Raw genomic sequence first — 20,394 nt, 5'->3', positions numbered from 1 at the left:
GCGGCCAGGCCTGCGGTTCACACAATCACCCGCACCTCTGTTGCCCTCTGGAACCGGTAGACGACGGCAAACTGTTCAGTACGGAGGACGGCATGCCAGACGACGTACGTGGTCCACGTTGGACATCAACAACATCAGACATGGGCACCCCGAGAGACCTTTCGTGGCCATCCCGTGCTGGAGGCGCCAGTGACTCCCTGGCGGCTGATCGAACTCCTCAAGCGGTGGTCACACGACTATGCGGCCGACGGCAGTGACGGCAGTGACGGCAGCGCTGACGGTCGGCTCAGTCCACCAAAGCGTGCCCGCATCTTCTAAGCGCTTGGTCGTTCGGAACGTGCCACAGCCGTGCCACATCGTGCAGTCAGCCACGGTCAACGATGCTTCGCCGCAGTCGAGATGCGCCGTTCACCTGGGCGGCCGCTGCGGCCGCCCAGGTGACCTGGGCGAACATATTGCCGACCACGTCCGCCCTTACAACGCAGTAGTCACGGGCTTCTCGACCGGCCGTGATCAGTCCATGGAGGAGTACACGTGGCCAGCGCGTCGCCCCGACGTGCCGGGGCTGTCGCCGGATGAAGCTTGGGCGGCGACGATTGCCGCACTTCCCGTTGGGGCTTCTGTCGCAGGAGAGGTGATCGGGCGTCAGCCCTTCGGCGTGTTCATCCGGATCGACGGGCTTCCGGGAGCTGTGGGGCTGGCCGAGATCATTGCTATGCCCGAAGGGATGGGACTGCCCGCTCTGGGGGCACGCATCCGCGGTGAGGTGATCGACCACGTTGAGCACAACCGCCAGGTGAGAGTTCGGCTGCACGAGGCGGGGGCACGCTTGGGTGATCACGTTTGTGATGTCCCTGGGGGTGAGGGCTCGGGTTAGCGTGCGATGCATGACCAGTGACACCCTTGCATGTCCCGAGTGCGGCCAGCTCTTGAAGTTTGGCGGCCTCGTGCTCTGCAAGCGAGAGGACGACGGCCGGCGGACCTGCCGATCGCTGTGGAGGTGTGCAAGTCGGCACGTCTGATGGAACTGGGCGGATCGGCCGGGCGACCCCCTGGAGATCTGTCCCTTGCCGCAGTTGTTCCGGTGACATCCAACGCTGACATCAACGACCACGAACAGTTGCGGCATTGAGCGGTTGCAGGCGGCAGTTCGGTGCGGAGCCGGCCTCAGCCAAGGTCCTGTTGGAGCGAACTTACAAGGCGGCTGTCTCCCCCTCAACGCGCGAGCGCCCTCCAGGGCCGTCCTGGGGCCGTGGAAGGGCGCTCAACGGTTACTAACGTCGACAGGTGCCGACAGCTCAGCAGCAGGTCAGGACGTTGATCGGTACGGCGGCCGCAGGTCGCGGCCGCTCAAGATCAGTTGCGGCTGCGCCAGATCACGCGGCGCCGAGCTGAGCAGCCAGGAACACCGCTGCAACCGAGGGGCGGACTGCGTACGTTGCGCCCGTGCTCCCCTCAGGAGCCGCCCACCAGTAGAACGGATACCGGCGCCCACTGTTGCTCTGGCCTTTGTCCATTCCACGCACCACACCCGCCACGCGCGCTGCCAGATTCCCCTCGTTCGGCCAGCCCAGAGCTTTGTCCGCCAGCTCCGTGCAGTGGATCGTACGGCCAGGGGTACGCAGCATGTACTCGAACATCCGCCGGGCCTGCGGGGCGAGCTCAGCCAGGAACGCCGCGGCTCGCTCCAAGTCCTCCGGGCTCCATTCCGGCGCGCCATAGTGCTTCGCTTCGCCAGAGTGCTCAGCCCATCGCTGATCAACCTCAGAGAGATACTCCGTCATGCCCGCCCCCAACAGTTCGTTCCAAACATGTGCGTCGTCCGCACCGTACAGATCCGCCACGACACTGCGTGCCGAATCCGTGTCGAAGTTTTACCGGCAAGCAGCTCAGCTGAGGAGGAGCCACAGGTCAAGAGGAGGACGGGACGCAGCCACAGAGCGCCTTCTAAGCCCGAGGCCCCTCTCCGGCACCGCAGTCGAACCGCATTAGGCGGTCGGTCATGGGGCATCGCGGCCGAGACGCACCTCTGGTTTGGGCCGCTGCTCGGACCGGAGCTCCCCCGGCATCCTCTGTGACGGCCGGGCCCACGCCTGCAACGTAGCGATCGCAGCCCCCAGCCCTCATGATCTGCCCATGGACGAATACACATGGCCGACGCGCCCCAGGGTGCCGGCAGAGAGGTATCAGGAGGTGTGGGAGGCGACCGTCGCGGCGCTGCCGCTGGGGACCTCCGTGAGCGGAGAAGTGATCGGGCGTCAGCCCTTCGGGGTGTTCTTCCGGATCGACGGGGTTCCGAACGCCGTGGCGCTGGCGGAGATCATCTCCATGCCCGAGGGGATGGGACTACCCTCCCTCGGGGCCCGCGTCCGTGGCGAGGTCGTCGCGCATGCTGACCACAACTGTCAGGTGCGGGTTCGCCTGCACGAGGCGGGAGCGGCTCCCGAGTGATCTCCGCCGGGCCGTCCCTGGGCCGTGCGAGGTCAGCCGTCGCCGACCGACGATGACAGAAGCCCACGGCGTCTGAGCTGGTCAGAGCCGTGGGCTTCGTAAGTCTCGCTGGTCAGCCAGACCGGTGATCAGTAGACGGGCAAGTCAGGCCGTGGATGTTGCCCTGGCCTGAGCGGGCGGTCTGAGATCGCCAGCTGACATCAACGGCATCGGACGACAGCGGATCGAGGCGACCGGAGTAGGAGCAGGAAGCTCCGGCCGAAGGTACTTAGGGGCAGACTATGCCGACCCTGATCGAACTCCTAAAGCAGGTGTCGCAGAGGGGTTTCCTCCCGGGCTGGCCTTCGCCGTGTTCGAGGCTTACCGAGACCGAACCGGGCGGAGGCGAGCACGATTCGGCAGAATACCCGGCTGAGACGAGGCGGCCGCGGAACGAATTCAATCGGATGGCTGATGCGCCATTCGGGCCCTGGAGTGGCGGTCAGCGACGTTAATATGACGCATGGTCACCGGGCTGGTTGTGGATGCCAACGGGTTTGAGCTGGTCGTCGATGGCCGACGGGTCGGTCCCCGTCGGATGTTGCAGACCTTTGACGTTGAGCTACTGGATGCCGTTGCTGGCCAGTATGTGGATGCCGTACGTAATGGCTCCAAGGACCAGGCACTGCTCGCGGTGGGACGCGAGTTGTACCGGTGGCTCGATGGTGACCTTGGCCAGTTGACGCGCCTGCTCGATGAAGCGTCGGCACCGCTGGTGTTCGAGGTCCGAGCGCCGACGAGACCGTCCGCAGCGGCGTGGGCGTTGCTGCGGGCCCCGTACGAGCTGCTGGCCACCCCCGCGAGTGGATTCCTCGCGGCCGAGGCGCCGAAGTTGTTCGCTGTAGCGCGTCGGCTCGGTCATCCGAGCCCGGCGCAGGCCCTGGACGGGTACCGGCTCGGGGTGGCGTTCATGGCCTCGGCGCCTCGGGGTCAGCACGAGCTGGACTTCGAGGCCGAGGAGATGGCCATCCTCAACGCCGTCGGGGAGACGAGCCTTGACCTCGTTGTCGAGGACTCCGGCAATCCCGAGCATCTTGGACTGCGTCTGTCCGAGCTCGGGGGGATGCCGGTGGTTCATCTGTCGTGTCACGGGCTGCACAACTGGCGCCCGGGGCCTGACAAACCGGCCACTCCTGTCCTGCTGATGGAGGATGATCTCGGGGACGGGCGTCCGACGAGCGCGGATGCGCTGGTGGGCCTGTTGACTCCGCGGCCGCGGCTGGCGTTCGTGTCGGCCTGCCTGACCGCCACCGGTGCCGACGTGGCCGGGCATGTTCCCGCTGGCGCCGGCCACCGCGGCGGTCCGACAGTCGAGCCCGCCATGTCGATAGTGCACTCGATGGCCACCGGGCTGGTGGCCGCCGGGATTCCCGCAGTCATCGGCTGGGACGGCTCGGTCAGCGACCAGGCAGCCACTCGCTTCGCCGAACGCCTGTACTCGCAGCTCGGCCGCCGTGTCGGGGTGGCCGTGGCCGTCGCCGAGGCCCGCCGCCACCTGCTGGCCTGTTCCGATGAGCGCCAGCGCGCCGAGTGGCACCTGGCGCGGCTGTGGCTTGGGCCGACTGGTGGTGGTCCGCTGGTCGCGGGAATCCGCAAACGCCAGATGGTGCCTCCGCATCATGTGACCAAGACGTTCCTGGACCGCAAGCGTCAGCTGCCGGTCGCGGCTGCGGAAATGTTCGTCGGCCGCCGCCCGGAGATGCAACGCACGCTGCGGGCTCTGCGAGGTGGGCAGAAGGCCGGGGTCCTGCTGCATGGGCAGGGCCGGTTGGGCAAGTCGAGCCTGGCCGCCCGGATCGCCGACCGTCACCCCAACCGGGCCGTGGCGGTCGTGTTCGGTGACTACACCCCGACAGCGATCCTCGACGCCATCGCCGACGCCGTCGCCACCAATGCTGACGCCCGTACCCTCATCGAAGCAAGGCGTGTTGAGGTCCGCGACCAGCCGGACCGCCTCAAACCGCTGCTGATCGATCTGCTGGCCGGGCCGTGCGCCCAGGAACTCGACGACGTCCGCAAACCCCTCCTGCTGATCATCGACGATCTCGAACAGATCCTGACCGCCAACCCTGATGGCCCGCACCGGCTCGACCTGGAGCACGCCACCGTACTCGCCGACGTGCTCTGCGCGTTCGACCCGGCCATCACCGACAGCCGACTCCTGGTCACCAGCCGCTACACGTTCACTCTCGACGGGCTGGAGGCCCGACTGGAACCCGTCCAGCTGCAGCCCCTGTCACCGGCGGCCCAGCGTAAACTCCAACGCCGCCAGCAGGACCTCGCCCCGGCCGAATACCGGACCCAGCGCGCTGACCTGGCCCAGCGGGCCCTGGACGTCAGCTGCGGCAACCCCGGGCTGCAGGACCTCATCGGGCTGCGCCTGGTCTACAGCAGCCAGGTCGACCAGGCCCGGGCCGAGGCCGCCGTCGTCGGCATGGAGGCCTACCTTCAGCAGGGTGACCTGCCGACCGGCAACTCCGACATCGGCGAGTTCCTGGAGAAATTGGCTCTCGACACCCTCCTCGACCAGGCTGGGTCCGCCCATCGCGATCTGTTGCGCGCCTGCACTCTGTTCACCGTCCCGGTCCCGCAACCCGTCATCGAGGCCCTCGCCGCCGCTGTCGGCGGATCGGCGTCCCGCCTGTGCGGCCTCGGGCTCCTTGACGCCTTTCCCGACCAGCACCGCCCCGACATCCCGGCCTTGGCCGTCAATGCCCTCGCGGCCGGACGCCTAACCCCCCTCACCCCCGACGAGCAGGTCGCCCTCGCAGCCCTGGCCGCCGAACCTCTCTACCTCCAGTGGGGCGGTGCCACACGTCGCCCCGCCCGCGGCAGCGACCTGGACCTGCAGCTGACCCACCTGGCCCTGGCCGCCGACAACCCGACCATCACCGCCGACTGCGCCGCCGAAGCCGTGTACGCCCTGCGACAAGGCCCGGCCTCCACCGCTGCCGAACTCGGCCACCACGCGATCACCCTCCTCGACCGCCACAACCACGAGGTTCCTGTCACCCTGCTACGGGCCGTCGCCGACGCGGCCGTCACCAGCGGCGACGGCGATCACGCCGACACCCTGCTCCACCGTGCCGTCCAGCAGAACCAGACCAGTGACCGGCAGACCAACCCGGCCGACCACGCCGCAGTCCTCTACGATCACGCCAACCGCCTCATCACCCGCGGTGAGACCGACCAAGCCGAGGACCTGCTCCACCAGGCCCGCCAACTCTTCACCGATGCTGATGACACCCGCTCGGTCGCGATCACCTGGGGCCAGATCGCCGACATCTACGAGCAGCGGGGCGAGGTTGACGAGGCGCTGCGGATCCATCGCGAGGTCGAATTGCCGGTGTACGAGCGGATCGGTGACACCCACTCGGCCGCTGTCACCTGGAGCCAGATCGCCGACACCTTCGAGCAGCGGGGTGAGGTTGACGAGGCGCTGCGGATTCGCCGCGAGGTCACCCTGCCGGCGTTCGAGCGGATCGGTGACGCCCGCGAGGTCGCGGTCACCTGGGGAAAGATCGCCGACATCTTCCAGCAGCGGGGCGAGGTTGACGAGGCGCTGCGGATTCGCCGCGAGGTCGAATTGCCGGTGTACGAGCGGATCGGTGACACCCGCTCGGCCGCTGTCACCTGGGGCCAGATCGCCGACATCTTGCAGCGGCATGGCGAGGTTGACGAGGCGCTGCGGATTCGCCGCGAGGTCACCCTGCCGGCGTACGAGCGGATCGGTGACACCCGCTCGGTCGCGGTCACCTGGGGAAAGATCGCCGACATCATCCAGCAGCGGGGCGAGGTTGACGAGGCGCTGCGGATTCGCCGCGAGGTCGAATTGCCGGCGTTCGAGCGGATCGGTGACACCCGCTTGGTCGCTGTCACCTGGGGAAAGATCGCCTACATCTTCCAGCAGCGGGGCGAGGTTGATGAGGCGCTGCGGATTCGCCGCGAGGTCACCCTGCCGGTGTTCGAGCGGATCGGTGACACCCGCTCGGTCGCGGTCACCTGGGGCCAGATCGCCGACATCTACGAGCAGCGGGGCGAGGTTGACGAGGCGCTGCGGATTCGCCGCGAGGTCACCCTGCCGGCGTACGAGCGGATCGGTGACACCCGCTCGGTCGCGGTCACCTGGGGAAAGATCGCCGACATCATCCAGCAGCGGGGCGAGGTTGACGAGGCGCTGCGGATTCGCCGCGAGGTCGAATTGCCGGCGTTCGAGCGGATCGGTGACACCCGCTTGGTCGCTGTCACCTGGGGAAAGATCGCCTACATCTTCCAGCAGCGGGGCGAGGTTGATGAGGCGCTGCGGATTCGCCGCGAGGTCACCCTGCCGGTGTTCGAGCGGATCGGTGACACCCGCTCGGTCGCGGTCACCTGGGGCCAGATCGCCGACATCTACGAGCAGCGGGGCGAGGTTGACGAGGCGCTGCGGATTCGCCGCGAGGTCACCCTGCCGGCGTACGAGCGGATCGGTGACACCCGCTCGGTCGCGGTCACCTGGGGAAAGATCGCCGACATCTTCCAGCAGCGGGGCGAGGTTGACGAGGCGCTGCGGATTCGCCGCGAGGTCGAATTGCCGGTGTACGAGCGGATCGGTGACACCCGCGCGCTCGCGGTCACCTGGAGCCAGATCGCCGACATCTTGCAGCGGCATGGCGAGGTTGACGAGGCGCTGCGGATTCGCCGCGAGGTCGAATTGCCGGTGTACGAGCGGATCGGTGACACCCGCTTGGTCGCTGTCACCTGGGGAAAGATCGCATACATCTACGAGCAGCGGGGCGAGGTTGATGAGGCGCTGCGGATTCGCCGCGAGGTCACCCTGCCGGTGTTCGAGCGGATCGGTGACACCCGCTCGGTCGCGGTCACCTGGGGAAAGATCGCCGACATCATCCAGCAGCGGGGCGAGGTTGACGAGGCGCTGCGGATTCGCCGCGAGGTCGAATTGCCGGTGTACGAGCGGATCGGTGACACCCGCGCGCTCGCGGTCACCTGGAGCCAGATCGCCGACATCTTGCAGCGGCATGGCGAGGTTGACGAGGCGCTGCGGATTCGCCGCGAGGTCGAATTGCCGGTGTACGAGCGGATCGGTGACACCCGCTTGGTCGCTGTCACCTGGGGAAAGATCGCATACATCTACGAGCAGCGGGGCGAGGTTGATGAGGCGCTGCGGATTCGCCGCGAGGTCACCCTGCCGGTGTTCGAGCGGATCGGTGACACCCGCTCGGTCGCGGTCACCTGGGGAAAGATCGCCGACATCATCCAGCAGCGGGGCGAGGTTGACGAGGCGCTGCGGATTCGCCGCGAGGTCGAATTGCCGGTGTACGAGCGGATCGGTGACACCCGCGCGCTCGCGGTCACCTGGGGCCAGATCGCCGACATCTACGAGCAGCGGGGCAAGGCCGACGAGGCCCTCGAACTGCAGCTCAAGCGCTTGCAAGTCAGTGAGCAGCTCGGCGACATGGACGGCATCGCGGCAGCCAACTGGGACCTCGCGCGAATCGATCTGAATCGTCAGGATCGCGACGCGGCGGTGCCGAGACTGGTCATCTCGTTTCAGCTCCTTCTGAAGCTTCAACGGCCGGATGGCCTCGCGGTCGTCGGTACTGTCTTGGGGCAACTTCTGCTGGCCGCGGATGAACGCGTGCAGGCCCGGCAGGTGTTTCAGACGAGCCGAGCCGCTGCCGCCGAGATCGGTTTGTCGGATGTTGTTGACCAGCTCGATGAACTACTGAATGCCATCAACGACGGAAACGAGGAATTGTGATCATCGAGTTTGTCGGAGCGGACGCCGAAGCCGCAGGGAAGAGCGTCGCCGCATTGACTTCGAGCTGGGGCTACCAACCCGAACCAGCTCCGACAGTGGAACCGGCGACCGGTCCGGACACCAAGGGCGTCGATCCTGTCGCGGTGGCGTCCCTGGTCGTGTCCATTCCATCGGCCATGCTCGCGGTCGCGGACATCACCGACCGTATCCACAAACGGCGCCGCGCCAGCGAACTCATCGAACGCGCCCAACAGCTCAGGGATCAGCAGGCGGCGGCACGACTCGTGCGCGAAGACCGCTCCATCGACCTTGCCACTCTCACCCCCGACCAGCTTCTGGACCTCATCGCCGACGAACCTTCAGCAACCTGAATCCAGGGAACACGGCCCGCAGGCCCGGATCCGGCCCGGCGAGCCGGGACCGCGACTGTCCGCGGGAGAGGGGCGTGTGTCGCGGCTGGGAAGGAAGCCGGGTTACCTTTGGCTTCCCTCCCAGCCATGTCGCGCCTGCGCTTTCAGGTTCCTCGAGGTTCGTTCATCGCCAGACCATGCCCGCGACTGATCGCGACGCGGAGGACATCCCGCAGTGCGGCAGTGAGTTCCTGCGCAAACTGCCGCAGTTCCTCTGGGTCCGTGTCCTGGTCGTCGAGCGGCTCGGACGACCGCTCCAGCAGTTCCGCTGCCGTGCCGAGTTGGACTGCCTCGATGTTGTCCGCCAAGCGGGACATGTAGCCGTCCTGGTCGTCAGTGCTCAGATAGCAGGGCTTGCCCTCCGGCCCTGACCATGGGAGGAGGCGCAGTTCGTTTCGGGGCGTCATCCTTGCGTCTGCCTCTCGTCGAGCATGTGGTGGGTGGTGAAGACCGCGTCGATGCGGTTCCCCGGGAAGGCCAGGAGGGCGGCTTCGACGACTCGGCCGGTGGCGGCGGTCGCGACGCGTGTGATCGCGAGGACCGGCGCGGCAGAGGCGATCCGGAGAGTTGATGCCTCCTCCGGTGTCGGTGGGCGGGCGCAGACCGTCTCCCGGACAGCGGCCGGCGAGACGGTGAGGACAGCGAATCTTGTGATCGGGGCCCGGTATGCGGATGCGTTGTCGAGTAGTCCGGCAGGTGCAAGGTCGCGAGGGATGTAGATGCGGGCCAGCCCGTGCGGTGACTCCCCTTCGAAGCTGGTGCAGGAGAACTCTGCGAGAGGGCTGCCCGCGGGCACCTTCAGCAGGGTCGTCAGTTGCCCGTGGGCCTGCACCGTTGTGCTGCGAACGGTGACGCGCAGGGCTGGTTCAGCCGCGGTTCGCGGGTCCAGCGTCCCCCAGCCGCCGACGTACACGATCTTGCGGACGGGGTGGCGGACGAAGTTCCCCCTGCCCTGGACCTTCTCGATGAGGCCTTCACTTTGGAGCACCGCCAGGGCCCTCCGCAGCGTCACTGTGCTGACCTTGTGCCGGCTGGCCAGGTCGGCTTCGGAGGGGAGGCGTTCGCCGGGGCTGATGCGACCGGTTGTGATCTGCTGGCGAAGGTCGTCGGCGATGTCGTGTTGGCGGGAGGGCACGGATCGGATCACCGCCTTCTCTGCATGCGTACGGCGGCGAGCCGAGTGCGGGCATTTATGGTCAGCAGCTCGCCTGATTCGAAGAGGATTTGCCTGGCGCCTTGGGGGAGTTGGAAGAGGTCGCTCACCCGGCAGGCCCGGCCGCCGACTTGGATGACGTCGCCGCGCTGCACTGTGGTCGCTGTGACCTCGATGTTGGAGGCCAGAGCGCCGGTGGGGGTCCATCTGTTCACTAGAGCTCCTCGGCGGGCCAGGATCGGTCGGGTGTCGCGTGGCATGGGCAGCCGCACGTCTCGTAGATCACCGGTACGTCCTCCGGCGTCGTGGTCGGAGAGTGCTCCGCGCAGGTGGGGTGCGTGCCGATTCGGCAGGCGGCTGACTGATAGGGGATGGCCGTGGCGTGCGGCTGTGGCTGCTTGCGGACCGGCATCAGAAGGCCCCCGCGAGAGCCGGCCGGGTAACGGCGACCGTCGAGCGCGACCGCACGCGCTTCTCCCAGGCCAGCACGTACGGGCGGACGAGTGCGATGTCCTCGGCTGCGAGCGAGTCTCGGTGGTCCGTGGTGATGGAAGCCCGGGCCAGGGTGAGCGTCAACGCGTCCGCGGACATGAGGAAAGAAGCGGGAGCGGCCGGCGGTCCGGCGGGTGTTAAGGGGCGGCGGTGCCTCCCCTTGGGCGAGTGCGGCGAGTACCGCGCCCTGGTGAGGGCGACGGCTCGGCGGATACGGTTGAGCACGCTGTTCAGCTCCTATCGCTGATGGCTCGGTCCCCCGACATCGCCCGTCGTGGGGGCCGTTTTGCGTACGGCCGCCCAGAGGGTGCGGCCGTTCAGGCTGGTGGCGAGGAGGCCGAACCGGTCGGCGTCGGCCACCACGTTCAGGACCTCCCGCCATGACTCGGCGGAGAGCGATTCCGGTATCTCCGCCTCGACCGTCGTGTGACCCCCGTGTTCCTCCACTTGTGTGGGAAGCCCGAGAGCGGACAGTCGGGCGGCGATGGCCGCCGCGCTAACTCCCGAAGCGGGCACAGGGCAGCCTCCGTCACCGGCGATCACTTTGAGTGAAGCTAGTTAACTAGATTAGGGCTAGTGGACTAGATTTTCCATATGCCTGAGCAGCCGCCCTATCTCCGCATCGCCGACGAACTCCGGCGGCGGATCGCGGAGCACGTATGGGAGCCGGGTGACCGTCTGCCCTCCCGCACCCAGATCGGTCAGGAGTGCGGCGTGGGCGAGAACGTGGTGCGCCGGGCCCAGGAGTTGCTGATCTCCCAGGGGCTGCTGGAGGGGCGTGCCGGATCGGGTACGTATGTCGCCGAGCCCCGGCAGCGGGTGCGGGTGGTCCGGTCGGCGGCGCGCGAGCGGCGTGACGGGTCGCCGTTCCGGGCCGACATGAGGGATATCGGCAGGGCGGGGGACTGGGAGAGTCGGACCGATGCCAAGGTGCCGGCGCCCGCCGAGATCGCCGCGCGGCTCGGGATCGACGAGGGCGAGCTGTGCGTCCGGACTGCTTACGAGTTCCTGGCCGACGGCAGGCCGGTGCAGCTGTCTACGAGCTGGGAGCCGTACGACCTCACCGCGGGCACTCTCGTCGTCCTCCCCGAGGGAGGCCCGCATGCCGGAGCCGGTGTCGTGAAACGCATGGCCGCGATCGGTGTGACCATCAGCCACGCCGTGGAACAGCCGGAACCGCGGACGGCGACCGCCGAGGAGGCGTCGTTGCTCGGTATCCAGAAGGCCGCGTTGGTCACGCACATCCGGCGGACTTACTACAGCGACGACGGACGGCCCGTCGAGACGGCGGACATCGTCGTGCCCGTCGCTCACTGCGAGATCGTCTACGAGATTCCGATCAATCGTTGATCGTCAGTAAATCGGGGGCGGTCGCGGGGCATCAACACCCGCGACCGCCCCCGACTCTTCCCTGCCACCGTTCATGGCCGGTCAGAGGCCTCGCGCAAGATCATTCCTGGGCCGTCCCTGGGCCGTGAAAGGTCGACAGAAGCTGACAGAGGCCGCCCAGGGGTGACCACCCCCACCCCGCTCTGGCCTGGGGACCCGCAGATGATCTGCCACACTGAAGGTGTTATGCCTGCACCCGGAGAACTCACTTTTGTCGCCCCCCGCGGAGCCAAGAAGCCGCCGCGGCATCTTGCCGATCTCACGCCTGCCGAGCGCAAGGACGTCGTGGCCGAGATCGGGGAGAAGCCGTTTCGTGCCAAGCAGCTCTCGCAGCACTACTTCGCGCGCTACGCGCACGACCCGGCGGAGTGGACGGACATCCCCGCCGGCTCGCGCGGCAAGCTTCAGGAGGCGCTGCTTCCCGAGCTGATGACGGTCGTGCGGCATCTGTCCACCGACGCGGGCACCACGCGCAAGACGCTGTGGCGGCTGTTCGACGGGACGCTCGTCGAGTCGGTGCTCATGCGCTACCCGGACCGGGTGACCATGTGCATCAGCTCGCAGGCGGGCTGCGGGATGAACTGCCCGTTCTGCGCGACCGGGCAGGCGGGACTGGACCGGAACCTGTCGACCGCCGAGATCGTGCACCAGATCGTGGACGGGATGCGGGCCCTGCGGGACGGTGAGGTGCCCGGCGGACCGGCCCGGCTGTCCAACATCGTCTTCATGGGCATGGGCGAGCCGCTCGCCAACTACAAGCGGGTGGTGGGAGCCATCCGGGCGCTCACCGACCCCGCGCCGGACGGGCTCGGGCTGTCGCAGCGCGGCATCACCGTGTCGACCGTCGGTCTCGTGCCCGCCATCCACCGGTTCGCCGACGAGGGTTTCAAGTGCCGTCTGGCGATCTCCCTGCACGCGCCCGACGACGAGCTGCGCGACACCCTGGTCCCCGTGAACACGCGGTGGAAGGTGCGCGAGGTCCTCGACGCCGGCTTCGAGTACGTCGAGAAGTCCGGCCGCCGGCTGTCCATCGAGTACGCGCTGATCCGGGACATCAACGACCAGGCCTGGCGCGGTGACCGGCTGGGACGCCTGCTGCGGGGCAAGCCCGTGCACGTCAACCTCATCCCGCTGAACCCGACGCCCGGCTCCAAGTGGACCGCCTCCCGGCCCGAGGACGAGAAGGCGTTCGTCGAGGCCATCGCGGCCCACGGCGTGCCCGTCACGGTCCGGGACACCCGCGGTCAGGAGATCGACGGGGCGTGCGGGCAGCTGGCCGCCACGGAGCGCTGACCCCACCCGGCGGTTGCCGTCCGTACCGGGCGGTAGCCGTAGGGTGGCGATTCGGCGGACGGTAGGCTGACGCCGTACACATCTTCATATTCCGACAGGGGAGCGCCACAGCGCTGAGAGTGCGGCAATCGGGCCGCAGACCCTCTGAACCTCGCCCAGGTCATTCTGGGTAGGAAGTTCGGTCTTCACTCGAGCTGTTGCGCCCTGCCCGGGAGCCGGCGGATCCGTCCGACGGCCCCGGGCAGGGCCGCGTCTCTTCCTGGTCACCCCCAGGAGGAAATCAAGTGCACACCAAGACGTTCGTGGCCGCGGCGATCGGGCTCGGCCTGGTCACGCTGTCCGCCTGCGGCTCGTCCGGCGACAAGGGCGGCGCGGGTTCCGGCGGTTCCGGCGGTTCCAAGACCGTCACCCTCGTCAGCCACGACTCGTGGGCCGTCTCCAAGAACGTGCTCGCGGACTTCGAGAAGCAGTCCGGGTACAAGGTCAAGGTCCTGGAGGACGGGGACGCGGGCCAGGCCGTCAACAAGGCCATCCTCACCAAGGACAACCCGCAGGGCGACGTCTTCTTCGGCGTCGACAACACGCTGTTGTCCCGGGCCCTCGACAACGGACTGTTCCAGTCGTACCGGGCCAAGGGCCTGGACCAGGTCGGCGCCGCCTACCAGCTCGACCAGGGCAAGCACCGGGTCACGCCGATCGACTACGGCGACATCTGCGTCAACTACGACAAGGCCTGGTTCAGCGCGCACAAGCTGACCCCGCCGACCTCCTTCGACGACCTGGCCGAGCCCGCCTACAAGAACCTCCTGGTCACCGAGAACGCCGCCACCTCCTCGCCGGGCCTGGGCTTCCTGCTCGGCACCGCCGCGAAGTACGGCGACGGCGACACCTCCGGATGGCAGGGCTACTGGAAGAAGCTCAAGGCCAACGGCGTGAAGGTGGTCGACGGCTGGGAGCAGGCCTACAACGAGGAGTTCTCCGGTTCCGCCGGCGGCAAGAAGGCCAAGGGCGACCGGCCGCTCGTCGTGTCGTACGCGTCCTCGCCGCCCGCCGAGGTGATCTACGCCGACCCCAGGCCCACCACCGCGCCCACCGGAGTGGTCGAGGGCACCTGCTTCCGGCAGATCGAGTTCGCCGGGCTGCTGAGCAACGCGAAGAACACCGAGGGCGGCAAGGCGCTCATCGACTTCCTGGTCTCCAAGGAGTTCCAGGAGGACATGCCGCTGAACATGTTCGTCTACCCCGTGGTCGCCGGAGCGAAGGTGCCCGCCGAGTTCACCCAGTACGGTCCCGCGGCCAAGAACCCCGAGACCGTGGCCCCCGGGAAGATAGCGGCCAACCGTGACCAGTGGGTCAAGTCGTGGACCTCGCTCGTACTGAAGTAGCCCCCCGCGGGAGCCGGAAGGGGAACGCGGCGCGGTTCGGGCTCATGGCCCTGCCCGTCGCGTTCTTCGGCGTGTTCTTCGCCTGGCCCGTCGCCGCGATCACGGCCCGCGGGCTGAAGTCCGACGGTGCCTGGCACCTCGGGCGGATCACGGACGTGCTCGCGCAGTCCGACATCCGGCACGTGCTGTGGTTCACCGTCTGGCAGGCGCTCGCCTCCACCGCGCTCACCCTGCTCGTCGCCCTCCCGGGGGCGTATGTCTTCGCCCGGCTCGACTTCCCGGGCAAGCGGGTGCTGCGGGCGGTGGTGACCGTGCCGTTCGTGCTGCCGACGGTCGTCGTCGGTACGGCGTTCCTGGCGCTGGTCGGGCGCGGCGGACTGCTCGACGAGCTGTGGGGCGTACGGCTGGACACCACCGTGTGGGCGATCCTGCTCGCGCACGTCTTCTTCAACTACGCGGTCGTCGTCCGTACGGTCGGCGGTCTGTGGGCGCAGCTGGACCCGCGGCAGGAGGAGGCGGCGCGGATGCTGGGCGCCTCCCGGTTGCGGGCCTGGCGCACCGTCACGCTGCCGGCGCTCGGGCCCGCCGTGGCCGCCGCCACGCTCATGGTCTTCCTCTTCACCTTCACCTCCTTCGGCGTGGTGCAGATCCTGGGCGGCCCCACCTTCTCCACCCTCGAGGTCGAGATCTACCGGCAGACCTCCGAGATCTTCGACCTGGCCACGGCCGCCGTGCTCACCCTCGTCCAGTTCGCGGCGGTGGGCGCGATCCTCGCCGTGCACGCCCGGACCGTACGGCGTTCGGAGAGCGCGCTGCGGCTGGTGGACGCGGCCCGCACGGCCCGACGGCCGCGCGGGGCCGGGCAGTGGGCGCTGCTGGCCGGTGTCCTCGGCACGGTCGCCGTGCTGATCCTGCTGCCGCTGGCGGTCCTCGTGCAGCGGTCGCTGGACGCGCCCGACTTCGGTTATTACCGGGCGCTGACCTCGTCCGACTCGGGGGTCTTCCTGGTGCCGCCGATCGAGGCCGTCGGCAACTCCCTGACGTACGCGCTCGCCGCCACCGCCATCGCGGTGCTGATCGGCGGGCTCGCCGCGGCGGCCCTCACCCGGCGGGACACCGGGCGGTTCGTACGCGGCTTCGACGCGCTGCTGATGCTGCCGCTCGGGGTGTCCGCGGTGACGGTCGGCTTCGGGTTCCTGATCGCGCTCGACGAGCCGCCGCTGGATCTGCGGGCCTCCTGGATCCTCGTACCGCTCGCGCAGGCCCTGGTGGGTGTGCCCTTCGTCGTACGGACCATGCTGCCCGTGCTGCGGGCGGTGGACGGGCGGCTGCGGGAGGCGGCGGCGGTGCTCGGGGCGTCGCCGTGGCGGGTCTGGCGCGAGGTCGACCTGCCGCTGGTGCGGCGGGCCCTGCTGATCGCCGCCGGGTTCGCCTTCGCCGTGTCGCTGGGCGAGTTCGGGGCGACGGTGTTCATCGCGCGGCCCGACAACCCGACCCTGCCGGTCGCGGTGGCCAAGCTGCTGGGCCGCGCCGGTGAACTCAACTACGGCCAGGCGATGGCCCTTTCGACGATTCTGATGGTGGTGTGCGCGGTGTCCCTGCTGATGCTGGAGGGGCTGCGGAGCGCGGATCGGACGGGGGAGTTCTGATGTTGCTGTCTCTCGCGGGGGCGACCGTGCGGTTCGGCGGCCGGGCCGTGCTCGACGCCGTCGACCTGGACGTCGCCGAGCACCAGGTCGTGTGTGTGCTCGGGCCGAGCGGCAGCGGCAAGTCGACGCTGCTGCGGGCGGTGGCCGGGCTGCAACCCCTGGACGGCGGACGGGTGGTGCTGGACGGGCGCGACCAGACCGGGGTGCCCGCCCATCGGCGGGAGGTGGGGCTGATGTTCCAGGACCACCAGCTCTTCCCGCAGCGGGACGTGGGCGGCAACGTGGCGTTCGGGCTGCGCATGCGCGGCGCGTCACGTGCCGAGCAGGAGGCCCGGGTGGGGGAGTTGCTCGACCTGGTCGGGCTGCCGGGGGCCGCGCGCCGGGCGGTCGCCGCGCTGTCGGGCGGTGAGCAGCAGCGGGTCGCGCTCGCCCGGGCGCTCGCGCCCCGGCCGCGGCTGCTGATGCTGGACGAGCCGCTGGGCCAGCTCGACCGGTCGCTGCGCGAGCGGCTGGTGGTCGAACTGCGCGAGTTGTTCGGCCGGTTGGGCACGACGGTGCTGGCGGTCACCCATGACCAGGGCGAGGCGTTCGCGCTGGCCGACCGGGTCGTGGTGATGCGGGACGGGCGGATCGCCCAGTCCGGTACCCCGCTGGAGGTGTGGCAGCGGCCCGCGGACGCGTTCGTGGCCCGCTTCCTCGGCTTCGACAACGTGGTGGAGGCGACCGTGGCCGGGGAGGCCGCGGACACCCCCTGGGGCAAGGTCGCGGTGGGCGAGGGCGCCCCGCAGGGGACGCGCACGCTGCTCGTGCGCCCGGCCGGCGTGCGGCTGGTGCCGGTGGACGAGGGGCTGCCCTGCACGGTGACGGCCCGCGCCTTCAAGGGCACTCATGTCACCGTCCATCTCCAGCCCCGGGACGCGCCCCGCCTGGAGGCGGCCTGCGCGCTGCGGACGGCGCCGGAGACCGGGGAAACGGTCGGAGTGCGGTTCGATTCCTCGGACGTCGTGGTGCTCGACTGACCGAACGCCCGCACGGCACAGGTCCCGGTTCCGCCCCTGGCCGGCACGGTCGAGGTCCGGCCGACACACCAGTGGCCCGCCCCGGTGCGGGACGGGCCACTGGCGTGTACGTGCTGCGGGGTCAGCTCTTGCTGCTCGCCCCACGGCGGCGCATGCCGAGGAACACGGCACCGCCACCGACGACGACCAGCGCGCCCGCGATGCCGGCGATCAGGCCGGTGTTGGAGTTCGCGCCGGTCTCGGCGAGGTTGGACTCACCGACCTCGGCGGCGGAGGGCGCGTTGCCCTGGGCCGCGGCGGCGGTCTCGGACTCCGTCGCGGACGGGGCCGGGGACGCGCTCTCGGACTCGTCGTCGGCCGGAGCGGTCGTCGACTCGGCCGGGGACGACGGGGTCGACGGGGTCGACGGCGTCGTGGTGTCCTCGGCCTTGCAGGCCTCGGCCGGGGTGGTCAGGGTCTTCTCGCCGATCTTCTTCGTACCGGCCTGGACGAGGATGCGGTAGGTGGCGTTCGGCTGCCAGTCCTCCGGGAAGGAGACGACGACGCCTTCCTTGGAGCCCTGAACCGTCTGCTCGCCGACCTTGCGCTCGTCCGCGCCGTTGTTCTCGAGGAACACGGAGATGGCGACCGTGGTCTTGGAAGCGTCGAAGTTGGTCACGCTGATGGCGCCCTTGGCGCCGTCACAGGTGGCCTTGATGTCCTGGAACTCGGAGATGTTGCAGGCGAGGGCGTTGCCCGCGACGCCGAGCGCGAGTGCGGCCGAAGCGGAGGCGACGCCGAGGATGCGCACGGAACGACGTGCGGTGCGACGAGATATGGACACGTTTGCCCTTCGGGGGATGCACAACTGCGGGGGGCTGTGGCGGAGATGAGGTGGCTCCGGGGAGAGTTTCAGAATCCCCAGGAGACCCACAGGTCTATAAGTGTCGCGTAAGCAGTGTCAATGCATATGCGCCCGCGCGCTGCCGACTTTACCCATTCGTTGTCGTCAAAGATGTTTCAGCACGTCAGGAGCCTGCTCGATCCGGTCAACCAGGGCTATTCGGGCCTCCATTGAGCGCCCCCGCGCGAGCGCCTGGAGGAGCGGCCACGCGGGCAGCTCCTCCGTCCAGTGCCTGCGGTTCACGAGCACCATCGGAGTGGGCTCGCCGCGGGACTCGTAATGGTTGGGCGTCGCGTTGTCGAAGATCTCCTGTACGGTTCCGGCGGCGCCCGGCAGGAACACCACGCCCGCGGTCGAGCGGGCCAGCAGCCCGTCCTCGCGCAGGGCGTTGGCGAAGTACTTGGCGATGTGCGCGGCGAAGGCGTTGGGCGGCTCGTGCCCGTAGAACCAGGTCGGGACGCCGACCGAGACCCCGCCGTCCGGCCAGCGCTCGCGCACCTCGAAGGCGGCCCGCGCCCAGTCGGCCACGGACGGCCGGAACGAGGGAGCCTTGGCGAGGATGCGGAGCGCCTCGGTGAGCATCCCGTCGTCGAACGGGGCGGCGTACGCGCCGAGGTTGGCGGCCTCCATCGCGCCGGGGCCGCCGCCGGTGGCCACCGTGAGTCCCGCGCGGGCCAGTTCCCGGCCGAGCCGGGCGGCGCCCGCGTACTCCTCGGTGCCGCGTGCCATGGCGTGCCCGCCCATGACGCCCACCACCCGCTTGCCGACGAGGAGTTCGTCGAGGGCGTCGGAGACGGCGTCGTCGTGGATCGAGCGCAGCATGGAGGCGAAGATGTCGCCGTTCGTCCTCGTGCGCTGGAACCAGTCGTACGTCAGGGCGTCCGGCGTCCCCTCGTAGCCCTGGTCGAGGGAGGCGAACAGCTCGTCGGGCGTGTAGACGAAGCCGCGGTACGGGTCGAAGGGCAGGCCCGGTACGGGCGGGAACACCAGGGCGCCCGAGGCGCGCAGGTGCGCGGCCGCCTCCGGCGCCATCGGGCAGCCGAGGAAGACGGCGCCGGCGCCGTCCAGGCCGAGCAGGACGTCCGTACGGTCCGTCAGGTCGACGGCCTGGACGCGCAGATGGGTCGCTCCCGTCCCGGCGGCCTCGGGAGTTCGGGGGAGGGACGGGGTGTCGAGCGCGGAGAGGACCTCGTCGAACTCGTCCAGGGTCTCGATCTCGCGGTCGCGAAGGCCGTCGACGCGGTGGCCCGGTCGGGCGGGTGTCGGATTCACCCGCCCATGCTAGGAGGGCCGTTCGAGTGGGGGCGGTCAGCCCTGGACGGCCGCCGGGTCCATCCAGATGATCTCCCAGGTGTGCCCGTCGAGGTCGTCGAAGGCGCGGCCGTACATGAAACCGAGGTCCTGCGTCCGGCCGCTGACCATGCCTCCCGCCGCCAGGGCCCGCTCGACCAGCTCGTCGACCTTCTCGCGGCTCGGGGCGCTCAGGGCCACCAGCACCTCGCTGGTCTTCTTGGCGTCCGCGATCTCCTTGTCGGTGAAGGTGGCGTAGAACGACTTCGTCAGCAGCATCGCCACGATGGTGTCGCTGATCACCACGGACGCCGCGTTCTCGTCGCTGAACTGCGGGTTGATGGTGTAGCCGAGCTCCGTGAAGAACTTCTTCGAGGCGTCGAGGTCGGTCACGGGCAGGTTCACGAAGATCATCTGCTGGTACATGCGAGGGCTCCCCTGAGCATCGGTTCGGGTGTGCGTCGGAAGTGATGACGTGCGATGTGCAGACCGGGGACCGCGGTGGAACTCATCGGTGGGCCAGGGCCTGTTCGTTGATTCGCGTCGCCGGGCAGACGGGAATGGTCAGATAGGCCCCAGCGGCAGGGCCGCCAGCTCCGCCACGATCAGGGTGAGCGGGCCGAACAGGGCCACGAGCGCGCCGGCCCGCAGCGCGGCCGCGCTGCGCAGCATCGTGCTCGGGGCGCCCAGGCGCAGCAGGGCGGCGGTGGTGTCGGAGCGGATCTGTCTGGCCTCGACGGCCGCGGTGAGCAGCGTCGCCACCGTGCAGCCCAGCACCAGCAGGCCGCCCAGGGTGGTGAGCGGGCCGAAGGACGCACCGCCGGGGTCGCCCAGCGTCGCGGCGGCGTACGCCGCCGACAGCACCGCGCAGACCACGCCGAGGGGGCGGCCGATGCGGGCGGCCTCGGCCATCAGGACCCGGCCCGCCAGCAGCCGCAGGGCGCCGGGCCGGCCCGCCTGGAGCAGCACTCCGCACAGGTGGGTGAGGCCGGGGCCGGCCAGGGCGAGACCGAGGGCGGTGAGCAGCCAGCCGGCCAGGACGCCGGCGGGTCCGGTGGCCAGACCGGCGGGCAGCCGTGGCCCGGCGCCGGTGGACCGGCTCGCGTAGGCCTCCACGGCCAGGCCCGCGGCGAGGACGGCCACGCCCCAGGGCAGCGCGCCGGGGGCCTGGCCGTGGGGG

18 protein-coding genes and 1 pseudogene are annotated in these 20,394 nt (G+C 69.3%); 9 read left to right on the top strand and 10 right to left on the bottom strand.

The annotated features are described in order from the left end of the window. The first annotated feature begins 520 nt into the window (after positions 1–520). Positions 521–877, top strand: a complete 357-nt coding sequence (locus FNH09_RS47765) for a hypothetical protein (protein WP_202919749.1) — start codon at positions 521–523, stop codon at positions 875–877. Positions 878–1,376: 499 nt separating this feature from the next. Here the strand turns inward: FNH09_RS47765 and FNH09_RS25005 are convergent, their stop codons facing one another. Next, positions 1,377–1,784, bottom strand: a complete 408-nt coding sequence (locus tag FNH09_RS25005) for a DUF6416 domain-containing protein (RefSeq protein WP_238427086.1) — start codon at positions 1,782–1,784, stop codon at positions 1,377–1,379. 352 nt (positions 1,785–2,136) lie between these two features. Between FNH09_RS25005 and FNH09_RS47760 the strand changes: the two genes are divergently transcribed. The 3 genes from FNH09_RS47760 to FNH09_RS24990 all read left to right on the top strand — a co-directional run bounded on the left by FNH09_RS47760 (position 2,137) and on the right by FNH09_RS24990 (position 8,622). After that, positions 2,137–2,451 carry a hypothetical protein gene (locus FNH09_RS47760; RefSeq protein WP_202919748.1) on the top strand — a complete coding sequence of 105 codons (315 nt, stop codon included), beginning with the start codon at positions 2,137–2,139 and terminating at the stop codon, positions 2,449–2,451. A 502-nt stretch (positions 2,452–2,953) separates the two neighbouring features. After that, positions 2,954–8,251 (top strand): CHAT domain-containing protein, encoded by a 5,298-nt coding sequence (locus tag FNH09_RS24995; protein ID WP_152891722.1) that lies wholly within the window; start codon positions 2,954–2,956, stop codon positions 8,249–8,251. Beyond that, the gene (locus FNH09_RS24990; RefSeq protein ID WP_162469057.1) at positions 8,248–8,622 is read left to right on the top strand and encodes a hypothetical protein; all 375 of its coding nucleotides are present in this window, start codon (positions 8,248–8,250) and stop codon (positions 8,620–8,622) included. The genes FNH09_RS24995 and FNH09_RS24990 overlap by 4 nt, the downstream gene beginning before the upstream one ends. A gap of 143 nt (positions 8,623–8,765) precedes the next feature. On the opposite strand, the gene FNH09_RS24985 is transcribed toward FNH09_RS24990, so the two are convergent. From FNH09_RS24985 to FNH09_RS48830, 5 genes are all read right to left on the bottom strand, one after another. After that, a complete protein-coding gene (locus tag FNH09_RS24985) occupies positions 8,766–9,068 on the bottom strand; it encodes an aminotransferase class IV (RefSeq protein ID WP_152891720.1) in 303 nt (100 codons plus the stop codon). Then, positions 9,065–9,796: a GntR family transcriptional regulator gene (locus FNH09_RS24980; protein ID WP_420802778.1), complete on the bottom strand. Its 732-nt coding sequence runs from the start codon at positions 9,794–9,796 to the stop codon at positions 9,065–9,067. Before FNH09_RS24980 ends, FNH09_RS24985 begins: the two co-directional genes overlap by 4 nt. Positions 9,797–9,804: 8 nt before the next feature. Continuing rightward, positions 9,805–10,074, bottom strand: a complete 270-nt coding sequence (locus FNH09_RS48840) for a hypothetical protein (protein WP_238427084.1) — start codon at positions 10,072–10,074, stop codon at positions 9,805–9,807. Between the two features lie 151 nt (positions 10,075–10,225). Further along, entirely contained in the window at positions 10,226–10,405 is a 180-nt protein-coding gene (locus tag FNH09_RS48835; RefSeq protein ID WP_238427082.1) for a hypothetical protein, read from the bottom strand. Between the two features lie 138 nt (positions 10,406–10,543). After that, entirely contained in the window at positions 10,544–10,822 is a 279-nt protein-coding gene (locus FNH09_RS48830) for a hypothetical protein (RefSeq protein ID WP_162469054.1), read from the bottom strand. A 78-nt stretch (positions 10,823–10,900) separates the two neighbouring features. On the opposite strand from FNH09_RS48830, the gene FNH09_RS24955 reads away from it, so the two are divergent. From FNH09_RS24955 to FNH09_RS24935, 5 genes are all read left to right on the top strand, one after another. Then, the gene (locus FNH09_RS24955; protein WP_152891714.1) at positions 10,901–11,656 is read left to right on the top strand and encodes a GntR family transcriptional regulator; all 756 of its coding nucleotides are present in this window, start codon (positions 10,901–10,903) and stop codon (positions 11,654–11,656) included. A 225-nt stretch (positions 11,657–11,881) separates the two neighbouring features. Continuing rightward, positions 11,882–12,988 (top strand): dual-specificity RNA methyltransferase RlmN, encoded by a 1,107-nt coding sequence (gene rlmN / locus FNH09_RS24950; protein WP_152891712.1) that lies wholly within the window; start codon positions 11,882–11,884, stop codon positions 12,986–12,988. A 284-nt stretch (positions 12,989–13,272) separates the two neighbouring features. Beyond that, complete coding sequence (locus tag FNH09_RS24945; RefSeq protein ID WP_162469053.1) at positions 13,273–14,373, top strand: thiamine ABC transporter substrate-binding protein; 1,101 nt, start codon at positions 13,273–13,275, stop codon at positions 14,371–14,373. A gap of 44 nt (positions 14,374–14,417) precedes the next feature. After that, the gene (locus FNH09_RS24940; RefSeq protein ID WP_152891708.1) at positions 14,418–16,022 is read left to right on the top strand and encodes an ABC transporter permease; all 1,605 of its coding nucleotides are present in this window, start codon (positions 14,418–14,420) and stop codon (positions 16,020–16,022) included. After that, on the top strand, positions 16,022–17,041 hold the full coding sequence (locus FNH09_RS24935) for an ABC transporter ATP-binding protein (protein WP_152891706.1): 1,020 nt from the start codon (positions 16,022–16,024) through the stop codon (positions 17,039–17,041). Before FNH09_RS24940 ends, FNH09_RS24935 begins: the two co-directional genes overlap by 1 nt. Before the next feature lie 121 nt (positions 17,042–17,162). Here the strand turns inward: FNH09_RS24935 and FNH09_RS24930 are convergent, their stop codons facing one another. The 4 genes and pseudogenes from FNH09_RS24930 to FNH09_RS47170 form a co-directional block, all read right to left on the bottom strand. Beyond that, the gene (locus FNH09_RS24930; protein WP_162469052.1) at positions 17,163–17,864 is read right to left on the bottom strand and encodes an LAETG motif-containing sortase-dependent surface protein; all 702 of its coding nucleotides are present in this window, start codon (positions 17,862–17,864) and stop codon (positions 17,163–17,165) included. Between the two features lie 165 nt (positions 17,865–18,029). Beyond that, entirely contained in the window at positions 18,030–19,196 is a 1,167-nt protein-coding gene (locus FNH09_RS24925; protein ID WP_162469051.1) for an SLOG cluster 4 domain-containing protein, read from the bottom strand. Positions 19,197–19,232: 36 nt separating this feature from the next. Then, complete coding sequence (locus tag FNH09_RS24920) at positions 19,233–19,640, bottom strand: VOC family protein (protein WP_152891702.1); 408 nt, start codon at positions 19,638–19,640, stop codon at positions 19,233–19,235. Positions 19,641–19,778: 138 nt separating this feature from the next. Continuing rightward, positions 19,779–20,394, bottom strand: a pseudogene (locus tag FNH09_RS47170) (hypothetical protein); the annotation flags it as partial.

Origin of the sequence: Streptomyces adustus (assembly GCF_009377175.1) — a bacterium.
Classification (GTDB): domain Bacteria; phylum Actinomycetota; class Actinomycetes; order Streptomycetales; family Streptomycetaceae; genus Streptomyces; species Streptomyces adustus.
The sequence above is the reverse complement of the archived record's forward strand: the minus strand, read 5'-3'. Positions and strand labels throughout refer to the sequence as shown.